The organism is Arthrobacter sp. (assembly GCF_031988865.1).
Taxonomy (GTDB): domain Bacteria; phylum Actinomycetota; class Actinomycetes; order Actinomycetales; family Micrococcaceae; genus Arthrobacter_B.
Map to the genome: position 1 here is coordinate 12,010 of NZ_DALZXY010000016.1, position 24,187 is coordinate 36,196.

The 24,187-nt window shown below is 66.3% G+C and carries 18 protein-coding genes; 6 read left to right on the forward strand and 12 right to left on the reverse strand.

Features of this window, described 5'->3' with window-relative positions:
- Positions 1 to 44 precede the first annotated feature (44 nt).
- The 4 genes from RTN46_RS04875 to RTN46_RS04890 form a co-directional block, all read right to left on the reverse strand.
- Positions 45 to 1,526 carry a PAS domain-containing sensor histidine kinase gene (locus tag RTN46_RS04875; RefSeq protein WP_312179472.1) on the reverse strand — a complete coding sequence of 494 codons (1,482 nt, stop codon included), beginning with the start codon at positions 1,524 to 1,526 and terminating at the stop codon, positions 45 to 47.
- A gap of 13 nt (positions 1,527 to 1,539) precedes the next feature.
- On the reverse strand, positions 1,540 to 6,375 hold the full coding sequence (locus RTN46_RS04880; RefSeq protein WP_312179474.1) for an NAD-glutamate dehydrogenase: 4,836 nt from the start codon (positions 6,373 to 6,375) through the stop codon (positions 1,540 to 1,542).
- Between the two features lie 88 nt (positions 6,376 to 6,463).
- Positions 6,464 to 7,771 (reverse strand): chromosome partitioning protein, encoded by a 1,308-nt coding sequence (locus RTN46_RS04885; RefSeq protein ID WP_312179476.1) that lies wholly within the window; start codon positions 7,769 to 7,771, stop codon positions 6,464 to 6,466.
- Positions 7,768 to 8,415 carry an SAF domain-containing protein gene (locus RTN46_RS04890; protein WP_312179478.1) on the reverse strand — a complete coding sequence of 216 codons (648 nt, stop codon included), beginning with the start codon at positions 8,413 to 8,415 and terminating at the stop codon, positions 7,768 to 7,770. Before RTN46_RS04890 ends, RTN46_RS04885 begins: the two co-directional genes overlap by 4 nt.
- 182 nt (positions 8,416 to 8,597) lie before the next feature.
- Between RTN46_RS04890 and RTN46_RS04895 the strand changes: the two genes are divergently transcribed.
- Positions 8,598 to 8,828 (forward strand): helix-turn-helix domain-containing protein, encoded by a 231-nt coding sequence (locus tag RTN46_RS04895; protein WP_312179480.1) that lies wholly within the window; start codon positions 8,598 to 8,600, stop codon positions 8,826 to 8,828.
- A 40-nt stretch (positions 8,829 to 8,868) separates the two neighbouring features.
- Here RTN46_RS04895 and RTN46_RS04900 read toward each other — a convergent pair whose 3' ends face one another.
- Positions 8,869 to 9,414, reverse strand: a complete 546-nt coding sequence (locus tag RTN46_RS04900) for a hypothetical protein (RefSeq protein ID WP_312179482.1) — start codon at positions 9,412 to 9,414, stop codon at positions 8,869 to 8,871.
- Between the two features lie 173 nt (positions 9,415 to 9,587).
- Between RTN46_RS04900 and RTN46_RS04905 the strand changes: the two genes are divergently transcribed.
- Both RTN46_RS04905 and RTN46_RS04910 read left to right on the forward strand, forming a co-directional pair.
- On the forward strand, positions 9,588 to 10,373 hold the full coding sequence (locus RTN46_RS04905) for a LysM domain-containing protein (protein ID WP_312179484.1): 786 nt from the start codon (positions 9,588 to 9,590) through the stop codon (positions 10,371 to 10,373).
- A 23-nt stretch (positions 10,374 to 10,396) separates the two neighbouring features.
- Entirely contained in the window at positions 10,397 to 10,957 is a 561-nt protein-coding gene (locus RTN46_RS04910) for an Rv3235 family protein (protein ID WP_312179487.1), read from the forward strand.
- Between the two features lie 2 nt (positions 10,958 to 10,959).
- On the opposite strand, the gene secA is transcribed toward RTN46_RS04910, so the two are convergent.
- The 7 genes from secA to mtrA all read right to left on the reverse strand — a co-directional run bounded on the left by secA (position 10,960) and on the right by mtrA (position 21,075).
- Entirely contained in the window at positions 10,960 to 13,716 is a 2,757-nt protein-coding gene (gene secA, locus RTN46_RS04915) for a preprotein translocase subunit SecA (RefSeq protein ID WP_312179489.1), read from the reverse strand.
- A 90-nt stretch (positions 13,717 to 13,806) separates the two neighbouring features.
- Positions 13,807 to 15,015, reverse strand: a complete 1,209-nt coding sequence (locus RTN46_RS04920) for a DNA glycosylase AlkZ-like family protein (RefSeq protein ID WP_312179491.1) — start codon at positions 15,013 to 15,015, stop codon at positions 13,807 to 13,809.
- Positions 15,016 to 15,044: 29 nt separating this feature from the next.
- Positions 15,045 to 15,770, reverse strand: coding sequence for a ribosome hibernation-promoting factor, HPF/YfiA family (gene hpf, locus RTN46_RS04925; protein ID WP_312179493.1), 726 nt, complete (start codon positions 15,768 to 15,770; stop codon positions 15,045 to 15,047).
- Between the two features lie 202 nt (positions 15,771 to 15,972).
- On the reverse strand, positions 15,973 to 16,785 hold the full coding sequence (locus tag RTN46_RS04930; protein ID WP_312179494.1) for a phosphoribosyltransferase family protein: 813 nt from the start codon (positions 16,783 to 16,785) through the stop codon (positions 15,973 to 15,975).
- Between the two features lie 157 nt (positions 16,786 to 16,942).
- Entirely contained in the window at positions 16,943 to 18,664 is a 1,722-nt protein-coding gene (locus RTN46_RS04935; protein WP_312179496.1) for an LpqB family beta-propeller domain-containing protein, read from the reverse strand.
- The gene (mtrB, locus tag RTN46_RS04940) at positions 18,657 to 20,378 is read right to left on the reverse strand and encodes an MtrAB system histidine kinase MtrB (protein ID WP_312179497.1); all 1,722 of its coding nucleotides are present in this window, start codon (positions 20,376 to 20,378) and stop codon (positions 18,657 to 18,659) included. The genes RTN46_RS04935 and mtrB overlap by 8 nt, the downstream gene beginning before the upstream one ends.
- A 19-nt stretch (positions 20,379 to 20,397) precedes the next feature.
- Positions 20,398 to 21,075, reverse strand: coding sequence for an MtrAB system response regulator MtrA (mtrA, locus tag RTN46_RS04945; protein ID WP_312179498.1), 678 nt, complete (start codon positions 21,073 to 21,075; stop codon positions 20,398 to 20,400).
- 335 nt (positions 21,076 to 21,410) lie between these two features.
- Between mtrA and RTN46_RS04950 the strand changes: the two genes are divergently transcribed.
- The 3 genes from RTN46_RS04950 to RTN46_RS04960 form a co-directional block, all read left to right on the forward strand.
- Positions 21,411 to 22,748 (forward strand): glycerophosphoryl diester phosphodiesterase membrane domain-containing protein, encoded by a 1,338-nt coding sequence (locus RTN46_RS04950; RefSeq protein ID WP_312179499.1) that lies wholly within the window; start codon positions 21,411 to 21,413, stop codon positions 22,746 to 22,748.
- A 6-nt stretch (positions 22,749 to 22,754) separates the two neighbouring features.
- Positions 22,755 to 23,441 carry a DUF4129 domain-containing protein gene (locus tag RTN46_RS04955; RefSeq protein ID WP_312179500.1) on the forward strand — a complete coding sequence of 229 codons (687 nt, stop codon included), beginning with the start codon at positions 22,755 to 22,757 and terminating at the stop codon, positions 23,439 to 23,441.
- Positions 23,438 to 24,187, forward strand: a 750-nt coding sequence (locus tag RTN46_RS04960) for a DUF4350 domain-containing protein (protein ID WP_312179501.1), incomplete at its 3' end; no start/stop codon positions are given. The genes RTN46_RS04955 and RTN46_RS04960, both read left to right, overlap by 4 nt.

Sequence of the window (24,187 nt, forward strand, 5' to 3'; positions counted from 1 at the left end):
CGCTGCTTTGAGCAGCGGCCCTTCGTTATTGTTGGCCTGGAACTCTACCGGCGCCGCGCGCCGTCGAGTCCCATCTCGATTGTTACCTCAGTGCCTCCGCCAGGGCGGGGTGACCATGCGATGCTCCCGGCGAGTTCGCTTTGGACCAGGGTCCGCACGATCTGCAGGCCGAGGCCTTCGCTGCGGGGCTCAGGTGGAAGGCCCCCGCCGTCATCCGAGATGGTGACAGCCAAGGTCTCTTCGCCGTCGTCCGCCCTGCGCCTCTCGGCGCTGAGCCACACGGTTCCCCCCTCACGCCCGGACAGGCCATGTTCGACGGCGTTGGTCACCAGCTCATTGATCACCAGTGCCAGCGGCGTGGCGAAATCACTCGGCAGCTCGCCGAAAGTGCCCTGCCGCTCGGTGCGCACGGACTGCGCCGGTGACGCCACTTCAGCTGAAAGCCTGAACTGCCGGTCGATGAGCTCGTCGAAGTCCACGTTCTGGGTCAGGCCCTGGGAGAGGGTCTCGTGCACCAGGGCGATAGTGGACACCCGGCGCATGGCCTGGGCCAGCCCCAGCTTCCCCTCTTCGCTCTCCATCCGACGCGACTGCATCCGCAGAAGCGCCGCAACTGTCTGCAGGTTGTTCTTGACCCGGTGGTGGATCTCCCGGATGGTGGCGTCCTTGGAAACAAGCTCCATCTCCCGACGGCGCAGCTCCGAAACGTCGCGGCATAGCACCAGCGCACCGAAACGCTCCTTCTCATCGCGCAGCGGGATCGCGCGAAGGGAGAGGCTGACGCCGCGCGATTCGATTTCAGTCCGCCACGGCATCCGGCCGGTCACGACCAGCGGCAGCGTTTCGTCGACCATTCGCCGGTCCTTCAGCAGCGCTGTCGTAATTTCCGCCAGCGGCCTGCCCTCCAACGACTCCATATCCCCCAGCCTGCGGAACGCGGAGACGCCGTTGGGGCTGGCATACTGCACCACCCCCTGGGCATCCAGGCGGATCAGCCCGTCACCGACGCGCGGCGCACCGCGGCGCGAACCGGTTGGGGTTGCGAAGTCCGGCCAGAGGCCCAGGGTGCCCATCCGCAGCAGATCGTACGCGCACTGCCGGTAGGTCAGCTCCAGCCGCGAAGGCATCCGCGAGCTGGAGAGGTCCATATGGGACGTGACGACGGCCAGGGTACGGCCATTGCGCACAAAGGGAATTGCCTCCACGCGCATGGCCGTATCCGCTGTCCAGTTCGTCTCGCTGGAACGTTCGATGGCCTGGCTCTTCCAAGCCTTGTCCACCAAGGGCTGCAGATCACCCCGGATCCGCTCCCCCACGAAGTCGCTGTGGAAGACGGTATGCGACGTTGACGGCCTGGCATGTGCCAGGGCAACGTAGCTGCCGTTAGGGAGCGGAAACCAGAGTGCAAGGTCGGCGAACGCGAGGTCGGCCACCAACTGCCAGTCGCCCACCAGCAGATGGAGCCACTCGGCATCGCCGGGCCCAAAATCGGCGTGCGCCTTGATTGGATCAGTAAAAATGGCCATGTCCCAAGCTCCGTTAGCGCCTTACAATCGAGCGCAGCAGGCGCAGGGCAACCGACAGCGAAGCCATGTCGTCCTGCTCCAGCTGGTTTACCTCGGCGAACATCTTGGTAGCCCGCTCCAGGTTCTCGGAGTTCTCCTGCTCCCAGGCTTCCAACCGCTCCAGCGGGTCCGCGCCGGCCAGCGACGGCGTGGCCAGCAGGGCCGACACAGTCATGTCCGCCACGGTTGAGTACAGATCGTCCCGAAGGGCGGCCCGTGCCAGTGCTTCCCAGCGGTCACCGCGCGGCAGTTTCGTGATCCGCTCCAGCAGGTCGTCCACGCCGTAGCGTTCGTACACGGCGTAGTAGACCGCGGCAATGCTGTCCGCGGGCTCGTCGACCTGACGGGTCGCCAGCGCGACGTCGAGCAGGCCGTAGCTCTCGAACTGCTCCGCCCAGTACGTGCCCAGGTCCTCCGGGACATCCCAGCCGGCTGCCTTTTCCAGCAGCGTCTCCACGCGGTCGCGGTCCCCTCCGCGCATAAAGCGCATGAGGCCCTTGCGCAGCGGCTCCACGATCGGCTTGAACGCGGTGATGTCCTCGTCGATCGAAGTGTCGCCGCCGACGTGGTTCACGAACCAGCGAACGGCACGGTCCAGCAGCCGCCGCATGTCGAGGTGGAGGGTGGTCCAGGTCTCGGTCGGGAAACTTGCCGGCAGCTCGCCCAAGGCGGCAACGACGTCGTCAATCGCGTAGATCTCACGCAGCGCCGTGAACGCGCGCGCAACCGTTGCTTCACCGGCGGAGGTTTCTTCCATCACCCGGAAAGCGAAGGTGATGCCGCCGATGTTGATCATGTCGTTAGCGACCATCGTGGAGATGATTTCGCGCCGCAGCGGGTGGGTGTCCAGCTGGTCGTCGAACCGTTCCACCAGCTGCTTGGGGAAGTACCTACGCAGGGTGCCGCGGAAGTACGGATCATCGGACAGGTCCGAGGCGGTCAGCGCACGGCTCAGCTCGATCTTGGCGTAGGCGGCCAGGACAGCGAGTTCCGGAGCGGTGAGCCCCTTCCCGTCTGCCACCCTTGCCCGCAGTTCCTCGTTGGTCGGCAGCGCCTCGAGGGCGCGGTCCAGTCCGGCATGTTCTTCCAGCCAGTCCATCAGCCGCTCGAAGCTGGGGCTCCACTCAATAACGTGCTGCCGGTCGTTGAGCAGCAGCATGTTCTGGTCGATGTTGTCCTGCAGCACCAGGCGGCCGACCTCGTCGGTCATGGAGTGCAGGAATTCCGAACGCTCGGACGGGTCCAGCCGTCCGGCAGCAACCATCCGGTCAACGAAGATCTTGATGTTCACTTCGTGGTCCGAGCAGTCCACGCCGGCTGAGTTGTCAATGGCATCCGTGTTGAGGATGACCCCGGCGAGGGCGGCTTCGATACGGCCGCGCTGGGTCATGCCCAGGTTGCCGCCTTCGCCAATAACCTTGGCCCGGACGTCCCTGCCATCAATGCGGATGCCGTCGTTGGCCTTGTCTCCAACCTCGGCGTTCGTCTCCGTGGACGCCTTGATGTAGGTGCCGATTCCGCCGTTGTAGAGCAGGTCGGACGGCGCCTTCAGGATGGCACGCAGGAGTTCGGGCGGGCTGAGCTGGGTCACTGTCTCATCCAAGCCGAGGACGGTGCGGACCTGGCTGCTGACCGGGATGCTCTTGGCCTGGCGCGGGTAAACCCCGCCGCCTTCACTGATTAGCGATTCGTCGTAGTCGGCCCAGGACGAGCGCGGCAGTTCGAACAGCCGGCGTCGTTCTGCATGGGAACGGGCGGCATCGGGGTTGGGATCGAGGAAGACGTGACGGTGGTCGAATGCAGCCACGAGGCGGGTGTGCTCCGAGAGCAGCATCCCGTTGCCGAACACGTCGCCGCTCATGTCGCCCACGCCTACAGCGGTGAAATCCTCGGTCTGGGTGTCGACGCCGAGCTCGCTGAAGTGCCGCTTGACCGATTCCCACGCACCGCGGGCGGTGATGCCCATGGCCTTGTGGTCGTAACCGACCGAGCCTCCGGAGGCGAAAGCGTCACCCAGCCAGAACCCGTAGTCGGCGGAGATCGCATTGGCCGTGTCGGAGAACGACGCGGTGCCCTTGTCGGCGGCGACAACCAGGTAGGTGTCATCGCCGTCGTGCCGGACGACACGCTGCGGCGGGACGACCTGCTCGCCGTCCTCCGTCACCACCAGGTTGTCGGTGATGTCCAGCAGGCCGCGGATGAAGGTGCGGTAGCTTTCCTTGCCCTCTTCCATCCATGCGCCGCGGTCCTCGGCCGGGTCCGGGAGCTGCTTGGCGTAGAAACCGCCCTTGGCTCCGGTGGGAACGATGACGGCGTTCTTGACGGTCTGCGCCTTGACCAGGCCCAGGATTTCCGTGCGGAAGTCCTCCCGCCGGTCCGACCAGCGCAGCCCACCGCGGGCTACTTCGCCGAAGCGCAGGTGAACGCCCTCAACCTTGGGCGAGTACACCCAGATCTCGTACTTCGGCCGTGGGAAGGGCGCACCGTCGATGGCCTCCACGTTGAGCTTGAAGCTCACGTAGGGCTTGTCCTGGTAGAAGTTGGTCCGCAGCGTCGCCTCAATCAGGTTGGCGAACGTCCGCAGGACGCGGTCCGCGTCCAGAGTGGGGACCTGTTCCAGGCCGGCGCTGAGTTCAGCGCGGGCGGCGTCCAACTCGCCGTCGCGGATCGTGTCGTCCGTCTCGGGGTCGAAGCGTGCCCGGAACAGCCGGCCAAGGGCTGCAGTGACCTGCGGGTTGGCCATCAGGGTGTCGGAGATGAACCCGTAGGAGTTCGTGTTGCCCATCTGGCGCATGTACTTGGCGTAGCTGCGGAAAATAACCACCTGCCGCCAGCCAAGGTTCTGGCCGAGGACAAGCCGGTCAAAGGCATCCGATTCGCTGGCGCCGGAGCTGCCGGCACGGAAGGCCTCCGCGAGCAGGGAACCAGTCTTCAGGGGATCGACTCCCGCGGGGTATTCCAGGCCGAAGTCGTAGAGGTAAAGTTCGACGCCGTCCTGCCGGCGGATCTCGAAGGGGCGTTCGTCGAGCACTTCGAGTCCGAGGTTATGCAGGAAGGGCAGAATCTGGGTCAGTGAACGCGGTTCCAGCAGGTAGAGCTTCAGGCGCGTATCAGCGCCGTCAGTGGAGCCTGCGGGGGTGTAGACAAACAGCTCCGGCGCGGTGTCCGGGTTCTGCAGCCGGTCCTCGAACCGGGCGATGTCTTCCAGGGCGTCCTCGACTTCGTAACCCACCCGGTAATCCATGGGGAACGCGTCGGCCCAGAGTGCCGACAGCTCTTCTGCCTGCTCGCGGTCGAACTTGCTCCGAAGCACCTCGTTGATGCCCTCAGGCCAGGAACGCGTGGCGCTGACCAGCCGGCGTTCCAGGGCGGCGGCGTCGACGTCTGCGATTTCCGCGCCCTTGGGGAGGCGGATGCGGAAGAAGAGCCGCGCAAGTGCTGATTCGGTCAGCCGTGCCTCGTAGTCGATCGACTCGGCACTGAACGTCGAGCGGAGTTCGTCCTGGATACGCAGCCGTACCGAGGTGGTGTAGCGGTCGCGGGGAAGGAAGACCAGCGCTGACATAAAGCGTCCGTAGACGTCGGGCCGGAGGAAAAGCCGGGTCCGGCGCCGCTCCTGCAGCCGCAGGATGCCCTGGGCGGTTTCCAGCAGGGCGTCGACGTCGATCTGGAAGAGTTCATCGCGCGGGAAGGTCTCGAGGATCGCCAGGAGATCCTTGCCGGAGTGCGAATCCGCCGGGAAGCCGGCCCGGTGCATAACGGCCTTCACCTTGTCCCGGAGGATCGGAATGTTCCGGACCGAGCCGGTGTAGGCGCCGGTGGCGAAGAGCCCGATGAACCGCCGCTCACCGTTGACATTTCCTTCGGCGTCGAAGCGCTTGACGCCGATGTAGTCGAAGTACGACGCGCGGTGAACCGTCGAGCGTGAGTTGGCCTTGGTGATCACGAGGGCGTGCTTTTCGCGTGCCTTCGCCTTCCCGGCCGCGGTCAGCCGCTGGACCTTACCGGCTTCGGATCCGCGGCGCAGCAGGCCCAGTCCGGTGCCCGAGGAAGCCCTGAGCACGTCCTCGCCGTTTTCGCTGAGGAGGTCGTATTCGCGGTAGCCCAGGAACGTGAAGTTCCCGTTATCCAGCCAGGTCAGCAGTTCACGGGCCTGCTGCAGGTCGGGGATACCGGCGGCTCCGGTAATCGAATCAAGTCCACTGGCTATCTCATGGACCTTCGAGCGCATGCCGGGCCAGTCACGGACGGCGACGCGGACGTCGGACAGGACCCGCTCGAGTCCTTCGATCATGGCAGCGCGGCGGCTGGCATCGGTTAGCCGCGGAACCTCGACGGCAATCCAGGATTCGATGCGGGTGGTCTCGTTTTCCCCACCGATCAGGCCCGAGATGTTCGGCAGCGCAGCTGTGTCGCCGCTGGAAACGCCGACTGCCGAGGGCACCCGCCGCACCTGCTGCAGGGTGTCGCTTTCCCGGTGCCTGGTGGCGAGGAACGTCGGGTGGACCATGAGCCGGATGCCGCTGTTCTGCCGCACTATTTCCGCCGTCACCGAATCCACCAGGAACGGCATGTCATCGGTGACGATCAGGATGACGCTCGCGTCACCCTGGTCAAAGATATCCACCGCCGCCGTGCCCTCGGCCCGGGCCCAGGCCAGGTCGCGGTGCTGTTCTGCGCGCTCCCTCAGGGCCTTATCCGGGTAAAGCTCGGCGTCTTCAGCCGCCAGATGCTCGTAGTAATTCCCGATGAACTCCTCAAGGGAAGTATCCGAACTAGACAGATCCGTGATGTTGGATCCAGACGACATGTAATACGCCTCCGAAAATCGCCGTTTATTACGAACCGCTCCGTTGCAGTCCGCTCACAATGAGCCTATCCCGTCGGCTATGAAATGTTCACTTCGTACCTGCGCCACGGCGTCCGCGGCTTCGACGGCGCGCCCCGGCGGGGACATTGGCCAGCGCGGCGATGGCCACCCGGAGGGACGAGGCCGGTGCTGCCTCCAGCAGTGCGGCGCCGGCGAGGATTGCCGCATCGGCTGCTTCCCAGTCCGCCGGGAGGAACGCGTCAATCTTCCCCGGACCAAACCGTTCCCAGGCTTGGCTGAGCTGGCGCTCGGGTGTGCGCCCGGCTGTGGACCTCCGGACTTTGTTGAGCACGACCAGCGGGGACACACCCGGCACCGCGGCTTCCAATTCGGTCAGGGCCCGGACCAGGCGCGGAACACCGACGGGGTCGGCCGCTCCAACGGCATAAATGGTGTCGGCGCGTTCCAGCGCAATCAGCGTTGCGGCGTTGCGCCGCGGAGCCATGGTGTCGAAACTCAGCTCCTCGTCCGCTTCCACGCTGAACCCGCAGTCCACCACGGTAATGTCGGCGAGCGCGCGGGACTGTTCCAGGACACGGGCCAGTGCCGTTCCCCGGATCTCGATCCAGCGGTCCGAGCGGGTGACCCCGGTCAGCACCGTCATCCGCTGTCCCTTGATGTCCACCGAGACCCCGGATCCTGCCAATGACCCAGGGTCGAGCAGCCCCTGGTCGGCCAGGCGGCAGGCCTGGGCCACTCCCGCGGATTCCCCGGTCAGGCCCAAGGCCACGGCAATACTCGGCGCATAGGTATCTGCGTCGATCAGGAGTACCCGGCTTCCGGCCGCAGCGGCCTCCGCCGCCAGGTTCAGGGCCAGAGTGGTGCGCCCGGGGGCACCGGCGGGGCCCCAGACGGCGACGAGCACCCCTTGCCGGCCCGGGGACGGCTCCCCTGGTTCGGTCTCCTGGCCAGCCAGCTCCCACCGGCGCAGCGTCTCGGCCGGATCTGCCAGCGAGGATGCCGTGCCCCGGTCAGCAAACCGCTGCTCCTGGCCGGCCACTGCCTCTGCCACCAGGGCCGCGAGCGCCGGGGATTCCAGCGACCGGGACGCATGCTGGATGCCCAGCGACTCGAGCCGCGCCTTCGCCTCGTCGTCGTCCGCCAGGACAACAAGTGCCACTCCCGCAGCCGCAAGGCGTTCAGCCAGGCTGGCGGTCAATTCGCCCGCGGCATCGTCGACAATGGCTGCCCGTGCCATGCCGCTTTGGCACGCCGCGATAAGTTCAGCGAGTTCCTCGCAGCGGCGGATGACAGTCACCGGCCCCTGCAGCCGTTCAAGCCCCTGAACCAGCTCCGCGGTTCCGCTGCCGGAGGTGACAACCGGGATGGCGCTCATCCGGCTGCCGGATTCGGCACGACGGCGATTTTGGCCTGGTTGGACAGGGCGCCAAGCAGTGCTGGCAGATCGGAATCCTCAACGAGCACCAGCAGGCGCGTCGAATCCGTCCCGGCAATGACTGACTCCGACACCGATAGTTCTGAAATTTCTGCGGCTTCCAGCAGCCGGCGGGGTTCGCTGTAACCGTTCCGGCCGTCGGGCAGCGAGGCCCAGACGTCGATCCGGTCTCCGGCCTGGATACCGGAGGGCAAGGGCGTTTCCACGTTCAGTCCAAAGGGCTTGCGGTCCAGCTGATCGGCCGTCGAGAGGTCCGCCCGTGCGATGAGCTCACCCTTGCGGATCAGTCCGCCTGCCACCGTATTCTCGGGAAGCGGCTCGTCCGCGGCCAGGTAGGTGTCCGCGACTGCTCCGAGCCGGACCTGGACCACGTCAAAGTCGGCGGCCTGCAGCGGCGTGCCCACCGGCAGGTCCCGTCCGGCGGCCAGTACCTCGGTGGTCTGGTCCTGGCTGGCCATAAGCGCGGTGACCCCTGCCACCGATCCGAGGACCAGCAGCACGCCCAGGAGCAGCCGGGGGTCTTTCCACGACGGTTTCTGAAGGCGCTGGACGGGCGCTGTGGGCGCTGCCTGCTTGAGACTCATCGATCCCCCTGTTGGTTCCCCCTGGGCTCCCTGCGGAGTGTTGGACGCCATTGTGACGTGCAACGTGCAGGATGGGAACGGGTGGGGGCCCGTATTTGTGGATATCTTCGGCCGGCCTGACGCTGTGATGGCAGACTTGGGCAGCAGCGCAGGTTACTGGAAAGGGTTCGGTGGTGGGCACGATGGTGGAGAAAAGGTTCCTCACGCTGACCGACGTCGGCGAGGTCCTGAACATTTCCTCGTCCCAGACGTATGCCCTGGTGAGGTCCGGGGAGCTTCCGGCCATCCAGGTGGGCGGACGGGGCCAATGGCGGGTTGAGTCCGCCAAGCTTGAGGAATACATTGCCGGTGCCTACCGGAAGGCCGCAGCGGCCAGGGCCTCGGCTCCGCAGGATGAGGCGGCGGACGCCTGACGCGCACCGCCTCCCCTGTCTGATGCAGGGACTCCCCGGGTCAGCGGAACGAGCTGACCGCCGCGATCCCGCGCAGCGGAACCACCGCGGCTGAGGCGACGTTCTCCCGCCGGCGCGGGAGGCCTGCTTCCAGGACGGCAAATTCCAGGAAGTCCCTGCCCACACGGTCGATGCTGCCGTACAGGGCGGCCTGCTCGCCCCGCAGCTGCAGGTAGACCGGGTAGCGGTCCCTGGCCAAGCCCCGCAGCGCTGCCTGCAACCCCAGCTTGACCTTCCCTTCTTCCGGGGCAGCGAACCGGTCCATGCCTTCCACCATCCGGATGGCCTCCAGGGGCACAAGGTGGGAACCCGCGGAGGCTTGGAGCAGGAGCCAGCCGGATCCCAGCTGGGCCAGCGCACCCGTCACCGCTCCGGGAGCATCCAGATGCACCTTCAGCGGCAGGCCTATCTGGCTGCGAAGCCGGTCCGAAAGTGAGACGACCGAGAATTCCCCGCGCTGCCGCTCGGCAATTTCCGATTCCAGCCCGGCCTGCCCGGCGGCCGCCAGCTGTGCCTCCAAATCAGCGAACAACGCTTCCCATCTCATCGGGAAAGGTTAGCTCAGGTTTTTATCGGCCACTCTGGACAGCGCCGGCATCAATGTGTAGGAAAAGACATCAATTCGCTTCCAAAGGAAGTCATTCCCATCAAATGTCATCAAACTGCATCAAGTCCACGGAGTCATGATGCGGAACCTGCTGACACCGGAAGGAGCACCACGTGAGACGGCATCTTGAAGACCTGTTTCAGGCCGCTGCTGCAGCATTGTCCGGTTTGCTTCTGGTCTGGGCGGGCAGTCAGCTGCGCGCCGGCGGACTCGGCGCCGGAGGCGTCCTGCGGGTCAACACGCTGGCGGACCTGCAGCAGACCGCTGGGCTGGCGGCCTGCGCGGTTGGCCTCCTTGTCCTGTGCTGGTGGGTCATCGGGTTTGCCGCGGCTTTCCTGTCCGCGGTCCTGGCCCGGTGCGGGAAGCAGGGGGCTGCCCGGACAGTGGGCCTGTTCAGCCCGGGTTTCCTTCGGCGGCTTGCCGCCGCTGCTCTGGGCGTCCAGCTGATCGCCGGCCCGGTACCGGCGGCGCTGGCAGCGGTCCCGGCGCTCGCAGTGCCGGCTGCGGACAATCCCGCCGCTGAGGCCTACCCGGCCGGCATCCCTGGCCAGGGCACAGTGGTTGTTCCGGGCTGGCAACTTGATCCGGAGGGAACTTGGGAGGAGGGGTCCGTTGCCGTGGATCCGGCCTGGAAACCCGCTCCTGATCCAGTTCCACCCTCCCTGCTGATCCCGCCCGGGCTCCGCGCCGATGGCTCCTCCTCGGAGACGGTCACCGTCGTGGCGGGAGACACGCTGTGGGACCTGGCCGCGGCCCAGCTTGGCTCTCTCGCGACCGATGCCGAATGCGCGGAGCTGTGGCCGCAGTGGTACGAGCTGAACCAGTCGGTCATCGGCCCCGAGCCGGACAGACTGCTCCCCGGCCAGATCCTGCGCGTGCCGCCGCTGCCCGCCGGATAAGCCTCTTTGGAAAGGACCCTACCGTGACGACCGTGATCATCCTTCCCACCCCCGGGGAGCTTCCCGCCGAAAAATCCTTGGGACTGGCCCGCGCCAGCGGGGAACCTCTTCCCGTCCCGGTACCGCGTCCGCCCGTGTTTGGCACCGTCCCGGGGCTCGCTCCGCCAGTGGTTCCGCAGCAGCGGCCGGCGACCGTCCGTCCCCTGCACCCGGCCCCCCTTCCCCCGGAGGCCAACTGGTCCAGTTCCCCCGAAGACGACGCCCGGGTGGCAGCCATTGCCCGCTCGGTCACGATCGGCGCGCTCGAGGTCCTGGCCGGGGTGCGCCCCCTGCAGCAGATGGCACGGTGGCTCGACCTAGAGGAATTCGAGCGCCTGCAGCTGCGTGCCAACCTGGTGCGGGGACGCAGCGACGTCCGGCTGCACCGCAATGTCCGGGTGCTGCGGGTCCGCGTCTGCCCTGTCTCCGAAGGCGTCTATGAAGCAGCGGTGGCAGCTGCCGAAACGACCAGAGTCCGCGCCGCAGCTCTCCGTTTGGAGCTGCGGCGCGGACTCTGGAAGGTTACTGTGCTGGAAATCGGTTAAGGCTACTTGCGCCGCTTCTTCTTCGCGCCGGACTTGGCGTCCTTCCGGGAGGCAGGCTGTGAGCCAGCCGCCGTCCCGCCCTGCTTAGCCGGGGTGGTGCGCTCGATCCGGGTTTCAGCCTGGCCCTGGCTGTTTGGGGCGGAGAACTGCAGGCTCGCGGGCTGTTCCGGAGTTTCCAGTCCCGCTGCCTTGATCACCGGGGTCCCCACGACTCCCCGGGCGTCCTTGATTCCCTGCAGGGCTTCGGGCACGGCAGGCTCGCTGACCTGGACCTCAACGTTGAAGAGGTAACGGATGCTCTCTTCGCGGATGGCTTCCATCATGGTCTGGAACATAATGAAGCCCTCGCGCTGGTACTCAACGAGCGGGTCGCGCTGTGCCATGGCGCGCAGGCCGATGCCTTCCTTGAGGTAGTCCATCTCGTAGAGGTGTTCCTGCCACTTGCGGCCGATGACCGACAGGACAACGCGGCGTTCGAGTTCGCGCATCGCCGCTGATCCGAGGGCATCTTCCCGGGCCTGGTAGGCCAGGCGCGCGTCGGAGAGGATCTCGTTGAGCAGGAATTCGCGGGTCAGGTGGGACTTCCCGCCTGCTTCGTCCAATACCTCGTCGATGGTCAGCCCCACCGGGTACACGATCTTCAGGTTCTTCCACAGGGTGTCGAGGTCCCAGTCGTCGCCGTGGCCTTCGGCCGTGGCGTCGTTGACAATGGCGCTGATGACGTCTTCGAGGAAGAAGCCGACCTTCTCGTGCAGGTCGTCGCCTTCGAGGATCCGCCGCCGGTCGCCGTAGATGGCTTCGCGCTGGCGGTTCAGGACGTCGTCGTACTTCAGGACGTTCTTACGCTGCTCGGCGTTGCGGCCTTCCACCTGTCCCTGCGCGTTCTGGATCGCCTTGGAGACCAGCTTCGATTCCAGCGCGACGTCGTCGGGCATCGAGGAGCTGTTCATGATCCGTTCCGCTGCACCGGAGTTGAACAGGCGCATCAGGTCATCGGTCAGCGAGAGGTAGAAACGGGACTCGCCCGGGTCACCCTGGCGGCCGGAACGCCCGCGCAGCTGGTTGTCGATGCGGCGGGACTCGTGACGCTCGGTGCCCAGCACGTAGAGGCCGCCCAGGGCACGCACCTCGTCGTGCTCGGCAGCGACAGCGGCCTGGGCCTTTTCCAGCGCCGCGGGCCACGCAGCCTCGTACGCTTCGGGGTTCTCTGCCGGGTCCAGCCCGCGGCTGTTGAGCTCCGCCACGGCGTTGAATTCGGCGTTGCCGCCGAGCATGATGTCGGTTCCGCGGCCGGCCATGTTCGTGGCCACCGTGACGGCGCCCTTGCGGCCGGCCTGCGCAACGATCGCCGCTTCACGCGCGTGGTTCTTCGCGTTAAGCACTTCGTGCCGGATGCCGGCCTTGGCCAGCTGCTTGGAGAGGTATTCGCTCTTCTCGACACTGGTGGTACCCACCAGTACCGGCTGGCCCGAGGCGTGCCGCTCGGCAATGTCCTTGACGACGGCGTCGAACTTGGCGACTTCATTCTTGTAAATGAGGTCTGGCTGGTCCAGGCGTGCCATCGGCTTATTGGTGGGAATCGGGACCACGCCAAGCTTGTAGGTGCCCATAAACTCGGCGGCCTCGGTTTCGGCGGTGCCGGTCATACCGGAAAGCTTTTCGTACAGGCGGAAGTAGTTCTGCAGGGTGACCGTCGCCAGAGTCTGGTTTTCGGCCTTGATCTGCACCCCTTCCTTGGCTTCGATGGCCTGGTGCATGCCCTCGTTGTAGCGGCGGCCGGCCAGGATGCGTCCGGTGTGCTCGTCGACAATCAGGACCTCACCGTTGAGGATGACGTAGTCCTTGTCCCGCTTGAACAGTTCCTTGGCCTTGATCGCGTTGTTCAGGAAGCCGATGAGCGGGGTGTTCGCAGCCTCGTACAGGTTGCTGATGCCCAGGTAGTCCTCGACCTTTTCAATCCCGGCTTCAAGGACACCGACGGTGCGCTTCTTTTCGTCGACTTCATAGTCCGTGTCCAGGGACAGGCGCTGGACGACCTTCGCGAATTCCGTGTACCAGCGGTTGACGTCTCCGCTGGCCGCACCGGAAATGATCAGCGGGGTCCGTGCCTCGTCGATGAGGATGGAGTCCACTTCGTCAACGATGGCGAAGTTGTGTCCACGCTGGACGAGCTCGTTGGCGCTCCAGGCCATGTTGTCGCGCAGGTAATCGAAGCCGAATTCGTTGTTAGTGCCGTACGTGACGTCGGCGGCATACTGCTCGCGGCGGGTCGCCGGATCCTGGTTCGCCAGGATGCAGCCGGTGGACATGCCCAGGAAACGGAAGACGCGGCCCATGAGGTCCGACTGGTACTCCGCAAGGTAGTCGTTGACGGTCACGACGTGCACGCCGCGGCCGGTCAGCGCATTGAGGAACGCCGGTGCGGTGGCGACCAGCGTCTTACCTTCACCGGTTTTCATTTCGGCGATGTTGCCCAGGTGAAGGGCTGCGCCGCCCATCATCTGCACATCGAAGTGCCGCATGCCCAAGGTACGGCCGGCGGCCTCGCGGACCAGCGCAAAGGCTTCGGGGAGCAGGTCGTCCAGGGACTCGCCTTCCGCATGGCGTTCCCGGAGCTTGTCCGTCTCGGCCCGCAGCTCGGCATCGCTCATGCCCTTGAACTCGTCCTCGAGCACGTTGATCGCGTCGGAGTAGATACGCAGTGTTTTCAGCGTTTTCTTGTCACCGGTGCGAAGAACTCGTTCGAGAAGTGATGCCACTGATTTGCTCCCAATCTAGTGTTGCCGATTTCTGGCGTCCCCAGTCTACGTGAGAGACGTCCGGCAGGTCGCCTCGGTTCCCGGCATGGGTTACTCACGGTTAACTGCCAGTTTCAGGGCGGGCGCAAGGTCGCCCACAGGTCTTACCATAACCTCTGCGAGACCCAGCCAACGCGCCATCAGGCGTAATTCCGCGGCAAGCTCAACGCCCGTATTCCCTGGCGCCCCCGGTTCCAGGTGTGCGGACTGGACCAGCAGCGCTCCACCGGAGCGGTCGGATTTCAGGTCCACCCGCGCCACAATCCGGTCACCAAGCAGGAACGGCAGCACGTAATAGCCGAACCGGCGCTTGTGCGCCGGCGTATAGATTTCGATCCGGTATTCGATTCCGAATAACTCGCGCAGGCGTCGCCGGTCGAAAATGAGCGAGTCGAAGGGACTCAGCAGGGCCCGGCCCTTGGCCGTGCGCGGTGTGCGGGCTTCCGGGTGCCGGAACACGGGACCCTTCCATCCATCGACTTCAACTTCTTCCAGCTGGTTCCTGGCGCAGAGCATCCTGGCGGCCGCGAGGGTCTCCCGCACCGGCAACCGGAAATAGTCCGCGAGGGTATTTGCCGTTGCCACGCCGAGGGAACGCGCTGCTGTCCCGGTGAGCCGCAGCAGGGCATCAGCACGGTCGGGGCGGTCCAGGGAACCGGCCCCGTGCGGATGCACGGACGCGGTGGGAGCATAAAGTCTCTCGAACTGGGTGCTGCGGCCGGCGGAAGTGATGACGCCCTGTTCGAAGAGGTCCTCCAGCACGCGTTTCACCGTGCTCCAGTTCCACCCCCAGGATTTCGCGGCCTCATCCGCTTTATGCCCCAGAAGCGCTTCGACCTGCCGGGCAGTCAGCGGATGCTTCTCTTCCAGGAGCTCCAGGACGGCCTTGGACACGCCCGCACGCAGCTCCTGCGGCATGTCCCGTGCGCTCATCCAGGTCCGGCGCTGCCACACACGCAGGTCGGCGAACAGTTCTGGGCGGACATAGCTGGCCTCATGCGCCCAGTACTCCACCATCTGCCGGGGATGCCGCGAGGCCATCCGGTCCAGCAGGGACCGGTCATACGGCCCCAGCCGGGAGAAGTGCGGCAGGTAGTGGCTGCGGGTCAGGACGTTGACGGAGTCGATCTGAAGCAGCGCCAGTGCATCAAAAACGCGGCCCACCTGCCCTGCGGTAGGGCTGGCGGGCCGCGTAGCGGCTAGGTGCTGCGCACCCAGGACGGTGCGGCGGGCCTGCTCCAGGGTCATTGCGGGAGACATGCTCCCATCCTAGGCAGGCCCACCGACTCTCAGGCGGTGGCGCGGACCTCCCCGGGTTCGGGCGAGCCGTCCCGGTAGCCGCGCATTTCTTCACGGATTTCCTCGGTGCCTTCGGCGCACTTGGAATCGAGGGTAATCACGCCGTAGGTCCAGCCCTTCCTGCGGTACACCACCGACGGCGCGCCGGTGGCAGAATCCACGAACAGGTAGAAGTCATGACCCACCAGTTCCATGTTGTCGACGGCGTCGTCAAGGCTCATGGCGGCGCCAGGGAATACCTTGCGCCGGATCAGGACGGGGCAGTCGCCCGTCTGCGACTCCTGGTCGGCTTCGTTGCCGTCCACTGTTTCGTTTTCCTTAACGGCAAGCTGGGCGGAAAGCGGTTCGGTGCTGTTGACTGGGTCGAGACCGGCGGTGGCCACCTGGACCGGAACCGGGGTGTGCCGGCCGTGGTGTACCTTGCGGCGGTCGCTGGCACGGCGCAGCCTCTGCATGAGCTTGGCGTAGGCAAGGTCAAAAGCCGCAAACTTGTCGGCGGAAGATGCTTCAGCCCGGACTACCGGTCCGCGGCCGAGGACGGTCAATTCCACGGTGAGGGAGCTGTCGGCCTCACGGATGTTCTGATGCTTGGTGACCCGGGCGTCAACCCGTTGCACCTTGTCTCCGAGGATCTCTACTTTGCCGATTTTTTCAGCGGCGTACTGACGGAACCGATCGGATACTGCAACATTGCGTCCGCTGATCATGAATTCCATGGTGCCCTCCAATATTCTTCGGTGACACAACAACGGCCGCTGCCTGTTTCCTCCGCGGCCGTTGCCGCAGGATTGCTCCTTTGCTTGAAGCAGTCCATATCCATCACGTTAGATCACCCCGAAGGTTAATTCATCTTCCGGCCTTGAGCGGTGTCCGGAACCTTCCCCTGCGTCCCGGCCCACGGCGGTTCCCGCAGTCAAATCACTGCCTCCGCGACGGAGCACGCGCCGCGGCAATAACGACGGCGCCGGCCACCTCCGCACCTGCGGCACGCAGTGCCCGCACGGCTTCGGCGACGGTAGCCCCGGTGGTCAGGACGTCGTCGGCAACCAGAACCCGAACCCCGCGCAGGCTTCCTGCCGGTCCGGCTGTCATGGCGCCGTGGACGTTTTTCCGCCGGGCCCTGGCCCCCAGCGTCTTCTGCGCCCCGGCCCCCAGTGCCATGCGGATTGCGGCCGATGCCGTGCGCCGGTAGCTCAGGAGATCCCCCGTGCGGGCCCCGCGGGGCAGCAGCCCGCGGCTGCGCACCGCGTTGAGGATCAGCTGCAGCGGGTCGTAGCCCCGTCTTCGCCGCGCACCCGCACTGCCGGGCACCGGAACAAGTACAAGCGGACCGAGTCCGGTTTCCGGACACGCGTGCAGGGCCCGTGCCATGGCAGGGGCAAGAACACCAGCGAGGTCTGTGTGTCCGTGGTTCTTGAAGGCTAGCAGCGCCCTCGCCAGGCCCGCGCCGTAGCGGCCGGCGGCGGTTACCGGCAGCGGGAGGAACTCCTCCCCCGGGCCGGGATTAACGGACAGTGCGGGGATGAGATCGGCCCCTGCCGCCGCGTTGAACGGGTGCAGGGTGCTGCGCCTCAAGGCGGCGGCGCAGCCGGGGCACAGGGATTCATCCGGACGTCCGCAGACCACGCAGGACACCGGGAGGAGCACCGAACGCAGTTCGCGCCCGGCCCGCACCAGCGCCTTGGCTGCCCGATGGGCGAGCCAGCGTTCAAGGCGGTGCAGGACGGTCATACTCCAGTGTCAGCGCCTGCCGCAGCAGCAGCCCTGCACACGGGCCGCCCGGTGATGCAGGTGTCCGCTTCCGTCCGGCCAAGCCGCGCTGTGCAGGACCAGTGCGGACCGGGCCCGATAACTGCCGTTGAGGGGCGCGGGATCCGCGGCCGGTCAGCTACCCGGGGAAGGCCGGATCCCGCAGCCCGTCGATTTCCTTGATCCAGCCGTTGCCGAGCTTCTTGTAGACAGCGTCCGCGGTCTGGACGAACAAATCGTCCTCTCCGTCGCCGCCGCTAAGCCCAAAGCTCCCCTCCCAGGGCGCCAGGACCCGGTTCTCGTCCGTTGGGTCCAGGATCACCGGGGTGAGGGTCTCGTCCTGGCCCTTTTGGAGGGCCGCCACGGAACTTTCGCCGACCCAGACCGCCGTCGTCACCGGTTCATCCGTCCAAAGTTCCAGCGGAGTCGTCAGTGTCTGTGGCGTGCCGTCTGAGGACCGCACGACGCCGGACAGCAGGACGCGGGAAGCGCCGTCCTGCTCAACCACCAGCAGCGCCCTGGCCCCGTCCCGGGAAATCCGCAGCTCACGCACGCTCATATCTGCCAGCCACGAGGGCGTCAGGCCGGCCTGGTTGGGATTACGCAGATCCCGGCCGACGGCGATCAGCTTCGAACCCGATTCCCCGCCTTCGGCATTGGAAGCCGACCAGATCCACCCTTCCGGATCGATGCTGGGCCCGCTGAGGCCCTTGCCCGTAGCCACCGGGGCCACATCCTTGCCCGGTCCGGTCACGAGCAGGGTGCTCCGGTCGCCGGAAAGGAAGGCAATGGTGGAAAGATCGACGGAGGCCGCCGGATCCCGCGGGTCGAATTCGGTGACATCAGGCAGGTCCTCGATGGGCAGCGCCTGGCGGTCACGGAAAAAGGTCAGGTTCTCGCCGGAGACTGCCACCTGGGTCTTGCCCACGGATGGGTCGTCCTGGACAGGTACCAGCTCACTGCTCTCCGGGCCCAGATCTACGGGACGCTGGTTCACTGTCATCCGGACGGAGTTCACGTTATTGAGTTGGCGCAGGTTCTGTTCCAGCTGCAGGGTCATCTGCTGCCGGTTCAGGTCACTGGAATCCTCCAGCACTTCGGCGGAGAAATCGACCGAGGCAACGCCGGAGACGACAGGCACCGCATCACGTGCCAGCGACGTTTCCGCCGGGAAGGCACTGGTGACCGCGCCCTGCAGATAGGGGGCCGGCCCGGCCAGCATTGCGTTGACCACGGAGGCAGCCATTCCGGAGCGCTGGACGAACCAGCGCGTGTCCGGGACCCAGTATCGGTAGGTGCTGGAGTAGAAGTACAGATTGTGTGCCTGGAACACCGTCGGGAAAGTGACGTCGGAAATCATCACACCGTTCGGGATCCCGCTGATCCTCCACTGATCCCCGTCCTGCGCCAGCCGGACCTGGATGGATTCGGTGGTGCCGGGAGCGGATTCGGTGCGGATTCCCTTGGCGTTTACCGAGGCCACAACTTCAAGCTGGATCTGGAAGGCATTCGGTTCAGGGAGCGGGACAACATTCGGATCGGCTCCGTAAATCACGATGCGTTCGCTGGGCACCCAGGAAGCAGCCAGTTCGGAGGTGAGGAATTCACGCGCGGCGCTGTAGTCCTCCCCCGCGCCGACTCCGGCCGTGATGAAGCCTTCGATGATCTCCTGCGGACCTGCGTCTTCCGCCGGCCCCGGCGGACTGTAGCTGAGCTGGTTGGACAGCGCACTGCCGCCGGCACTTGCGGTGGCTGTGCCGACCGGGCCGACGGTGGGAATCGAGGAGCAGCCGGCCAGGACCAGGACGGCAGCGAGTAGCAACACGACGGGCAGGCGTGCACCTCCCGGTTTCTTAGCCATGGAAGTCCTCCTGGGTGGCACGGGATAGGGCGGACAGGGCACGCGGGGGTGCCGGCAGGGGGATGTCATGCGGCGAAAGCGGAACCGGGGATGCTGCAAAGGCCTCTCCGTGCCGGCGCGGCAGGGTCAGCCGGAAGCAGGCTCCATCCCCGGGGCTGCCCCATGCTTCCAGCCAGCCGCCGTGCAGCCGCGCGTCTTCGGCGGCAATCGCCAGTCCCAGGCCGCTGCCACCGGTGGTCCGGGCGCGTGCCGGGTCGGCACGCCAGAACCGGTCGAAGACGCGGGCGGCGTCGTCGTCGGTCATCCCGATACCGAAATCACGGACCGCCACGCCTACGGCGTCCGCATTGGTGGCGACGGCAATTTCGATCGGCTTACCTTCACCGTGCTCAAGTGCATTTACCACCAGGTTCCGCACAATCCGCTCAACCCGGCGGGGATCGGCGTCCACCACTACCCGGTCTTCCGGACAGACGATGCGCACCTCGGAACCGTTGTTCAGGGCCAGGGGCTCCGTGGCCTCAACTACATCGCGGACGATGCCGAGGATATCGGCTGCTTCAAGGTCCGGCTCGGCGGCACCGGCGTCGAACCGGCTGATCTCCAGCAGGTCTGCCAGCAGCGCCTGGAAACGCTCCACCTGGTGGTACAGGAGTTCGGTGGACCGTTTGCTGATCGGGTCGAAGCCTTCGCGGGCGTCGTAGAGCACTTCGGCGGCCATCCGCACAGTCGTCAGCGGCGTGCGGAGCTCATGGGAGACGTCCGAAACGAAGCCCTGCTGCATCCGGGACAGCTGCGCGAGCTGGGTAATCTGGTCCTGCAGCGTGGCGGCCATGTGATTGAACGACGCAGCCAGGCGGGCGACCTCGTCCTCGCCCTTGACTTCCATTCGTTCCTGCAGTTCCCCTGCCGCCAGCTTCTCGGAGACGGACGCGGCGGCGCTGACACCACCCACGCCGGCCTTGGTCACAACCCAGGCAATGGTGCCGATGATCACCAGCAGCAGCCCGCCTGCAATCCACAGGATCCCGTGGATGTCGTTGAGCGTCTGCTGCATGGTGGACAGGTCATAGATCAGGTAAAGCGCGTATTCGGAACGATCCGGCGGCAGGGTGACTTTGGTCCCGAAGGCGACGCCGGGTTCGCCGTGCGCCAGCGCCAGGGCCGACCAGTAGACAATGTCTTCCCCGTCGTCCGGATCCAGCGCCGCGACGGACTCGGACAGCGGCGCGGGAATACCGCTGGCGGTGATGCCGTCGCCCAGCGGTGAAACGTAGAGGTTCTCCTGCCCTGGCAGGGGCGTCAGCAGGTAGCGGCGCGGGGTCTCCGCCCCACGGCCTTCGAGCAGCGAGAGGGTGTTGGAGACCAGCCGTTCAGTGCCTTCACGGTCGGTGGCCGCCGTCGTGCGGAAGTTCTCCTTGACGCTGCTGAGTCCGGCGGTCGCTTCGGCGCGGAACTGCGTCAGGCGTTCCTCATAGAGGGCGCCGGCAATCTGGTGCGAAAGGAACGCGCCGATTCCGCCGGACGCCACGATCACCAGCAGCAGGGTGGCCAGCACCGTCTTGAACTGCAGGGACCGCCGCCAGCGGACTGCGACCCGCTGGATGGTCGCCCGGTTCACCACATCGGCGGCCCGGCGAAGTGCCGTCAGGGCACGGACGCTGAGCTCCCGGGCTCGTCTGCGTTTAGCCTTGCCGCGCGGTTCCGCTGCCATTCCGGCAGCGGAACCGGGGCTAGTTTTGCCCGGCTTTGTAACCGACACCACGTACCGTCAGGACGATTTCGGGCGCTTCAGGATCGCGCTCGATCTTTGAACGGAGCCGCTGCACATGCACGTTGACCAGCCGCGTGTCAGCCGCATGCCGGTAGCCCCAGACCTGCTCCAGCAGCATTTCCCGTGTAAACACCTGCCACGGCTTGCGTGCCAGCGCCACGAGGAGGTCGAATTCGAGCGGGGTCAGCGCGATGCGCTCCATCCCGCGGGCCACCGAGTGGCCGGCCACGTCGATGCTGATCTCGCCGATGGCAAGGGTTTCCGGGGACTTGGAATCCACCGGCCGCAGGCGCGCCCGGACCCGGGCGACCAGCTCCGCCGGCTTGAACGGCTTGGGGACGTAATCGTCCGCGCCCGATTCGAGACCGCGGACGACGTCGGCCGTATCTGATTTGGCGGTCAGCATCACGATCGGCAGGTCCGACTCCGCACGGATCTGGCGGCACACTTCAATACCGTCCATTCCCGGCAGCATCAGATCCAGCAGGACCAGATCGGGCTTGGAAGCGCGGAAGATCTCCAGGGCCTGTGCACCATCGGCGCAGAAGACGGGGTCGAACCCGTCGTTGCGGAGCACGATGCCGATCATTTCGGCCAGCGCTTCGTCGTCGTCTACGACCAGTATCCGTGCCTTCATGCTTCCCAGTTCCCCGCTACTTCCCGCCCCGCATGGGCGTTGGACGCACCCGGCGGCAGCGCAATGGTCCCTGGCGCCAGGCTTGCTGATTCCGTCGACGCCGCTGCGCGGCCCGAAGGACGTGCGCCGGACTGCGTGCGCTGCTGCGCAACTCGATGCGCGTGCTGCCTCCCCTTCGTCGAAGGAGTCGCAACACGCCGGAATAGCCCATGTTATCCCTATCATCCTAAGCGGCATATTTTCGCCACGGCCCGTCGGGTCCCGGTCAACGCACGCAGAAACTATAGTCGGACTAGGACAAACGGAAATGATGTACCGAAAAGCGGGGGCTACGGATGAGTCAGGACAATCACAACGAACCGGATCCCGGTTCTGCGGCCGACGCCGCGGCACCACAGGGTCCCAGCCACCAAGGGCCGGCCCAGCCGTCCGGGCCCCAGCCGCCCTGGGGTGCACAGCCGCAACAGCAGCCCCAATGGGGCCAGCCGCCTCAGTGGGGCCAGCAGCCGCAGTGGGGCCAGACCCCCTACGGCCAAAACCCCTACGGCCAGCCAGCCTGGGGGCAGGGCGGCCAGCCAGCCCCCCAGCTTCCCCCCGGACCCTACGGGCAGGCACCGGGCCAGTACACCGCACCGCCGAAGCCGGGTGTCATTCCCCTGCGCCCGCTGGGACTGGGCGAAATCCTGGACGGAGCATTCCAGGCCTGCCGCCGTAATCCGGCGGCCACCTTCGGCACCGCCCTCCTGATCCAGGGCGTTATAACCGTCCTGTCCTTGTTGTTTACGCAGTCGCTGTTGGGGACGCTGTCAGGCCTCGACCTTGACGCGGAGCTCACTGATGCGCAGGCGCTTTCTCTGGGAACGTCGGCGCTTTCCGGCGGAACGGCGCTGATGATCCTGTCCGTGGTTGGCATCTGCGTCATGCAGGGCCTGCTGGTCATTCCGATGGCCCGGGCAATCCTGAACCTCAGGACCGGGTTCGGACAAACCTGGCGCCTGTCCAAGGCTTCCCTGCTGCGCCTTGCCGGCCTGTCGCTGCTGCTGTTCGCCGCTGCCGCGGTGGGTATCACCATCTTCATTTTCAGCGTTGTGTTCGTGGTCGACCTGCTTGGCTCCTCCGGCATACTCCTGACCGTCCTGGGCGTCCTGGGCCTTACTGCCGTGTTCCTCTGGCTGTCCGTGAAACTCGCCCTCGCCCCCGCCGCCCTGGTGCTGGAACCCCGCGGTGTCTTCGCCGCCATCGGGCGTTCCTGGGCCCTGACCCGGCGGAACTGGTGGCGGACCTGCGGCATCCTGCTGCTGACCACACTCATCGTTTCGATCATCACGTCCGTGATCAGCATGCCGATCACCATGTTGATCACCCTGTTCGCGTCGTTCGGAGCGCCGGAAACCGCTGCCAACGACTTCGCCGCCATGACGCCGGTACTCTTCCTGACCTCCGCAGTGTCCGCCTTCTTCGGCGCGATCGGATACGCGTTCCAGGCCACCGTCACGTCCCTGCTTTACATTGATCTGCGCATGCGGCAGGAGGGGTTCGACGTCGCCCTCATGAAGGACCAGGAGCTGGTCGGATCCGTTGCGCCGGATACCGTTCCGGGCCGCGCCACGGGTCCCGGCCCTGCCGCCGGGCAGGGGCCGTGGCCAGGCGGCCCGTCCAACGGATCCGCCTAGGCTTCCATGATCGAGTTGCTGTCTGCCCACCCCGTGCTGCGGTTTGAGGTGCCCGTGACCCCTGGAGCCGATGAGGCCCGCGGATGGCTGGAAAACGAGCTGTCCCGGAGTGAGTACCAGGATGCAAAGCCGGGGCTGGCGGAGCGGCTGCTCGGGACCGTCCTGGAATGGCTCGGCGACGTCCTTTCGAGCATCCAGGGCGTCGGGTCCGCCACCGGGGTGCTCCTGCTGGGGCTGGGTGCCGTGCTGGTGCTTGCGCTGGCGGTCCTGGTAATCAGGCCCCGCCTCAACGCGCGGCGTCAACGGCCGGGGCTTTTCGAAGAAACCGCGCCCGAGCTGGAGGCCTCCGGCCACCGCCGATTGGCTGAGAAGGCCGCGGCGGACGGGGATTGGGACACAGCGCTCGCGGAGCGCCTGCGCGCTATCCTCCGGACGGCGGAGGAGCGGGTCATCCTGGAACCCCGTCCCGGGCGGACGGCACATGAAGCCGGGTCCGCGCTCAGCTCCGTTTTCCCGTCCGCAGCCAATGACATTCTGTGGCTGGGCAGACGCTTCGACGAGGTCCGCTACGGAAAGGGCCGGGCTGCCGCGCCCGACGCCGCCAGGGCACAACAGCTCGATGCCCTCCTCCTGCAGAGCCAGCCTGCGGGCACTTCCGGCGAAGCGAAACCCTATCTGGCGGTGCCGAAATGAGCGGCGCACCCCTGGGCCCTTCGCAGGCAGGCCTACCGGCGCCAGGATCCGGGGAACAGCCTGGCGGGACCGGCACCACAACAATGCCCGACGCCGCCGCACCGGGCAGCCTGCGCCACAAACTGCGCGCCTGGCGCCTGTGGATCATCCTGGGGCTGGTGCTTGCTGCCGGCGTCGCGCTGGGGCTGCTCACCGGTTCCGACGGCGACCGGGCGGCTCTTTCCGCCGAGAACCCCGCTCCCGCCGGCGCGCAGGCCCTCGCCCGTGTGCTGCGGGACCAGGGAGTCGACGTCGTTGTAGCCAAGGACCATGCCGCTGCCATGGACGGGCTGCGGGCCGGCGAGGCGACGCTCCTGCTCTTCGACCCCAACGAATTCCTTGGCCATGGCCAGCTGGAAGACCTGGCGGACGCCGCAGCCAAAACCGTCCTGGTGGAACCGACGTTCACCCAGCTCGGGCAGCTGGCCCCGGGCATCACCCACGCCGGCCTGGTCCCCCAGGACGTCCTGGACTCGGGGATGGGGATCAGCGCCAGCTGTCCCGATCCGGCGGCCCAGGCAGCCGGCAGCGTCACGGCAGGCGGCCTGGCCTACCGCGGCCCGGTCACCTGTTTCCCTGTCACCGGCGGCGAGTCACCGGCCGGACTCTTCGCTGCCTCGGAAGACGGTACGGAAGCAGTCTTTGGCTACACCGGGCTGCTGGCCAACGAAAGCATCACCGGCAGCGGAAACGCTGCCCTGGCCCTC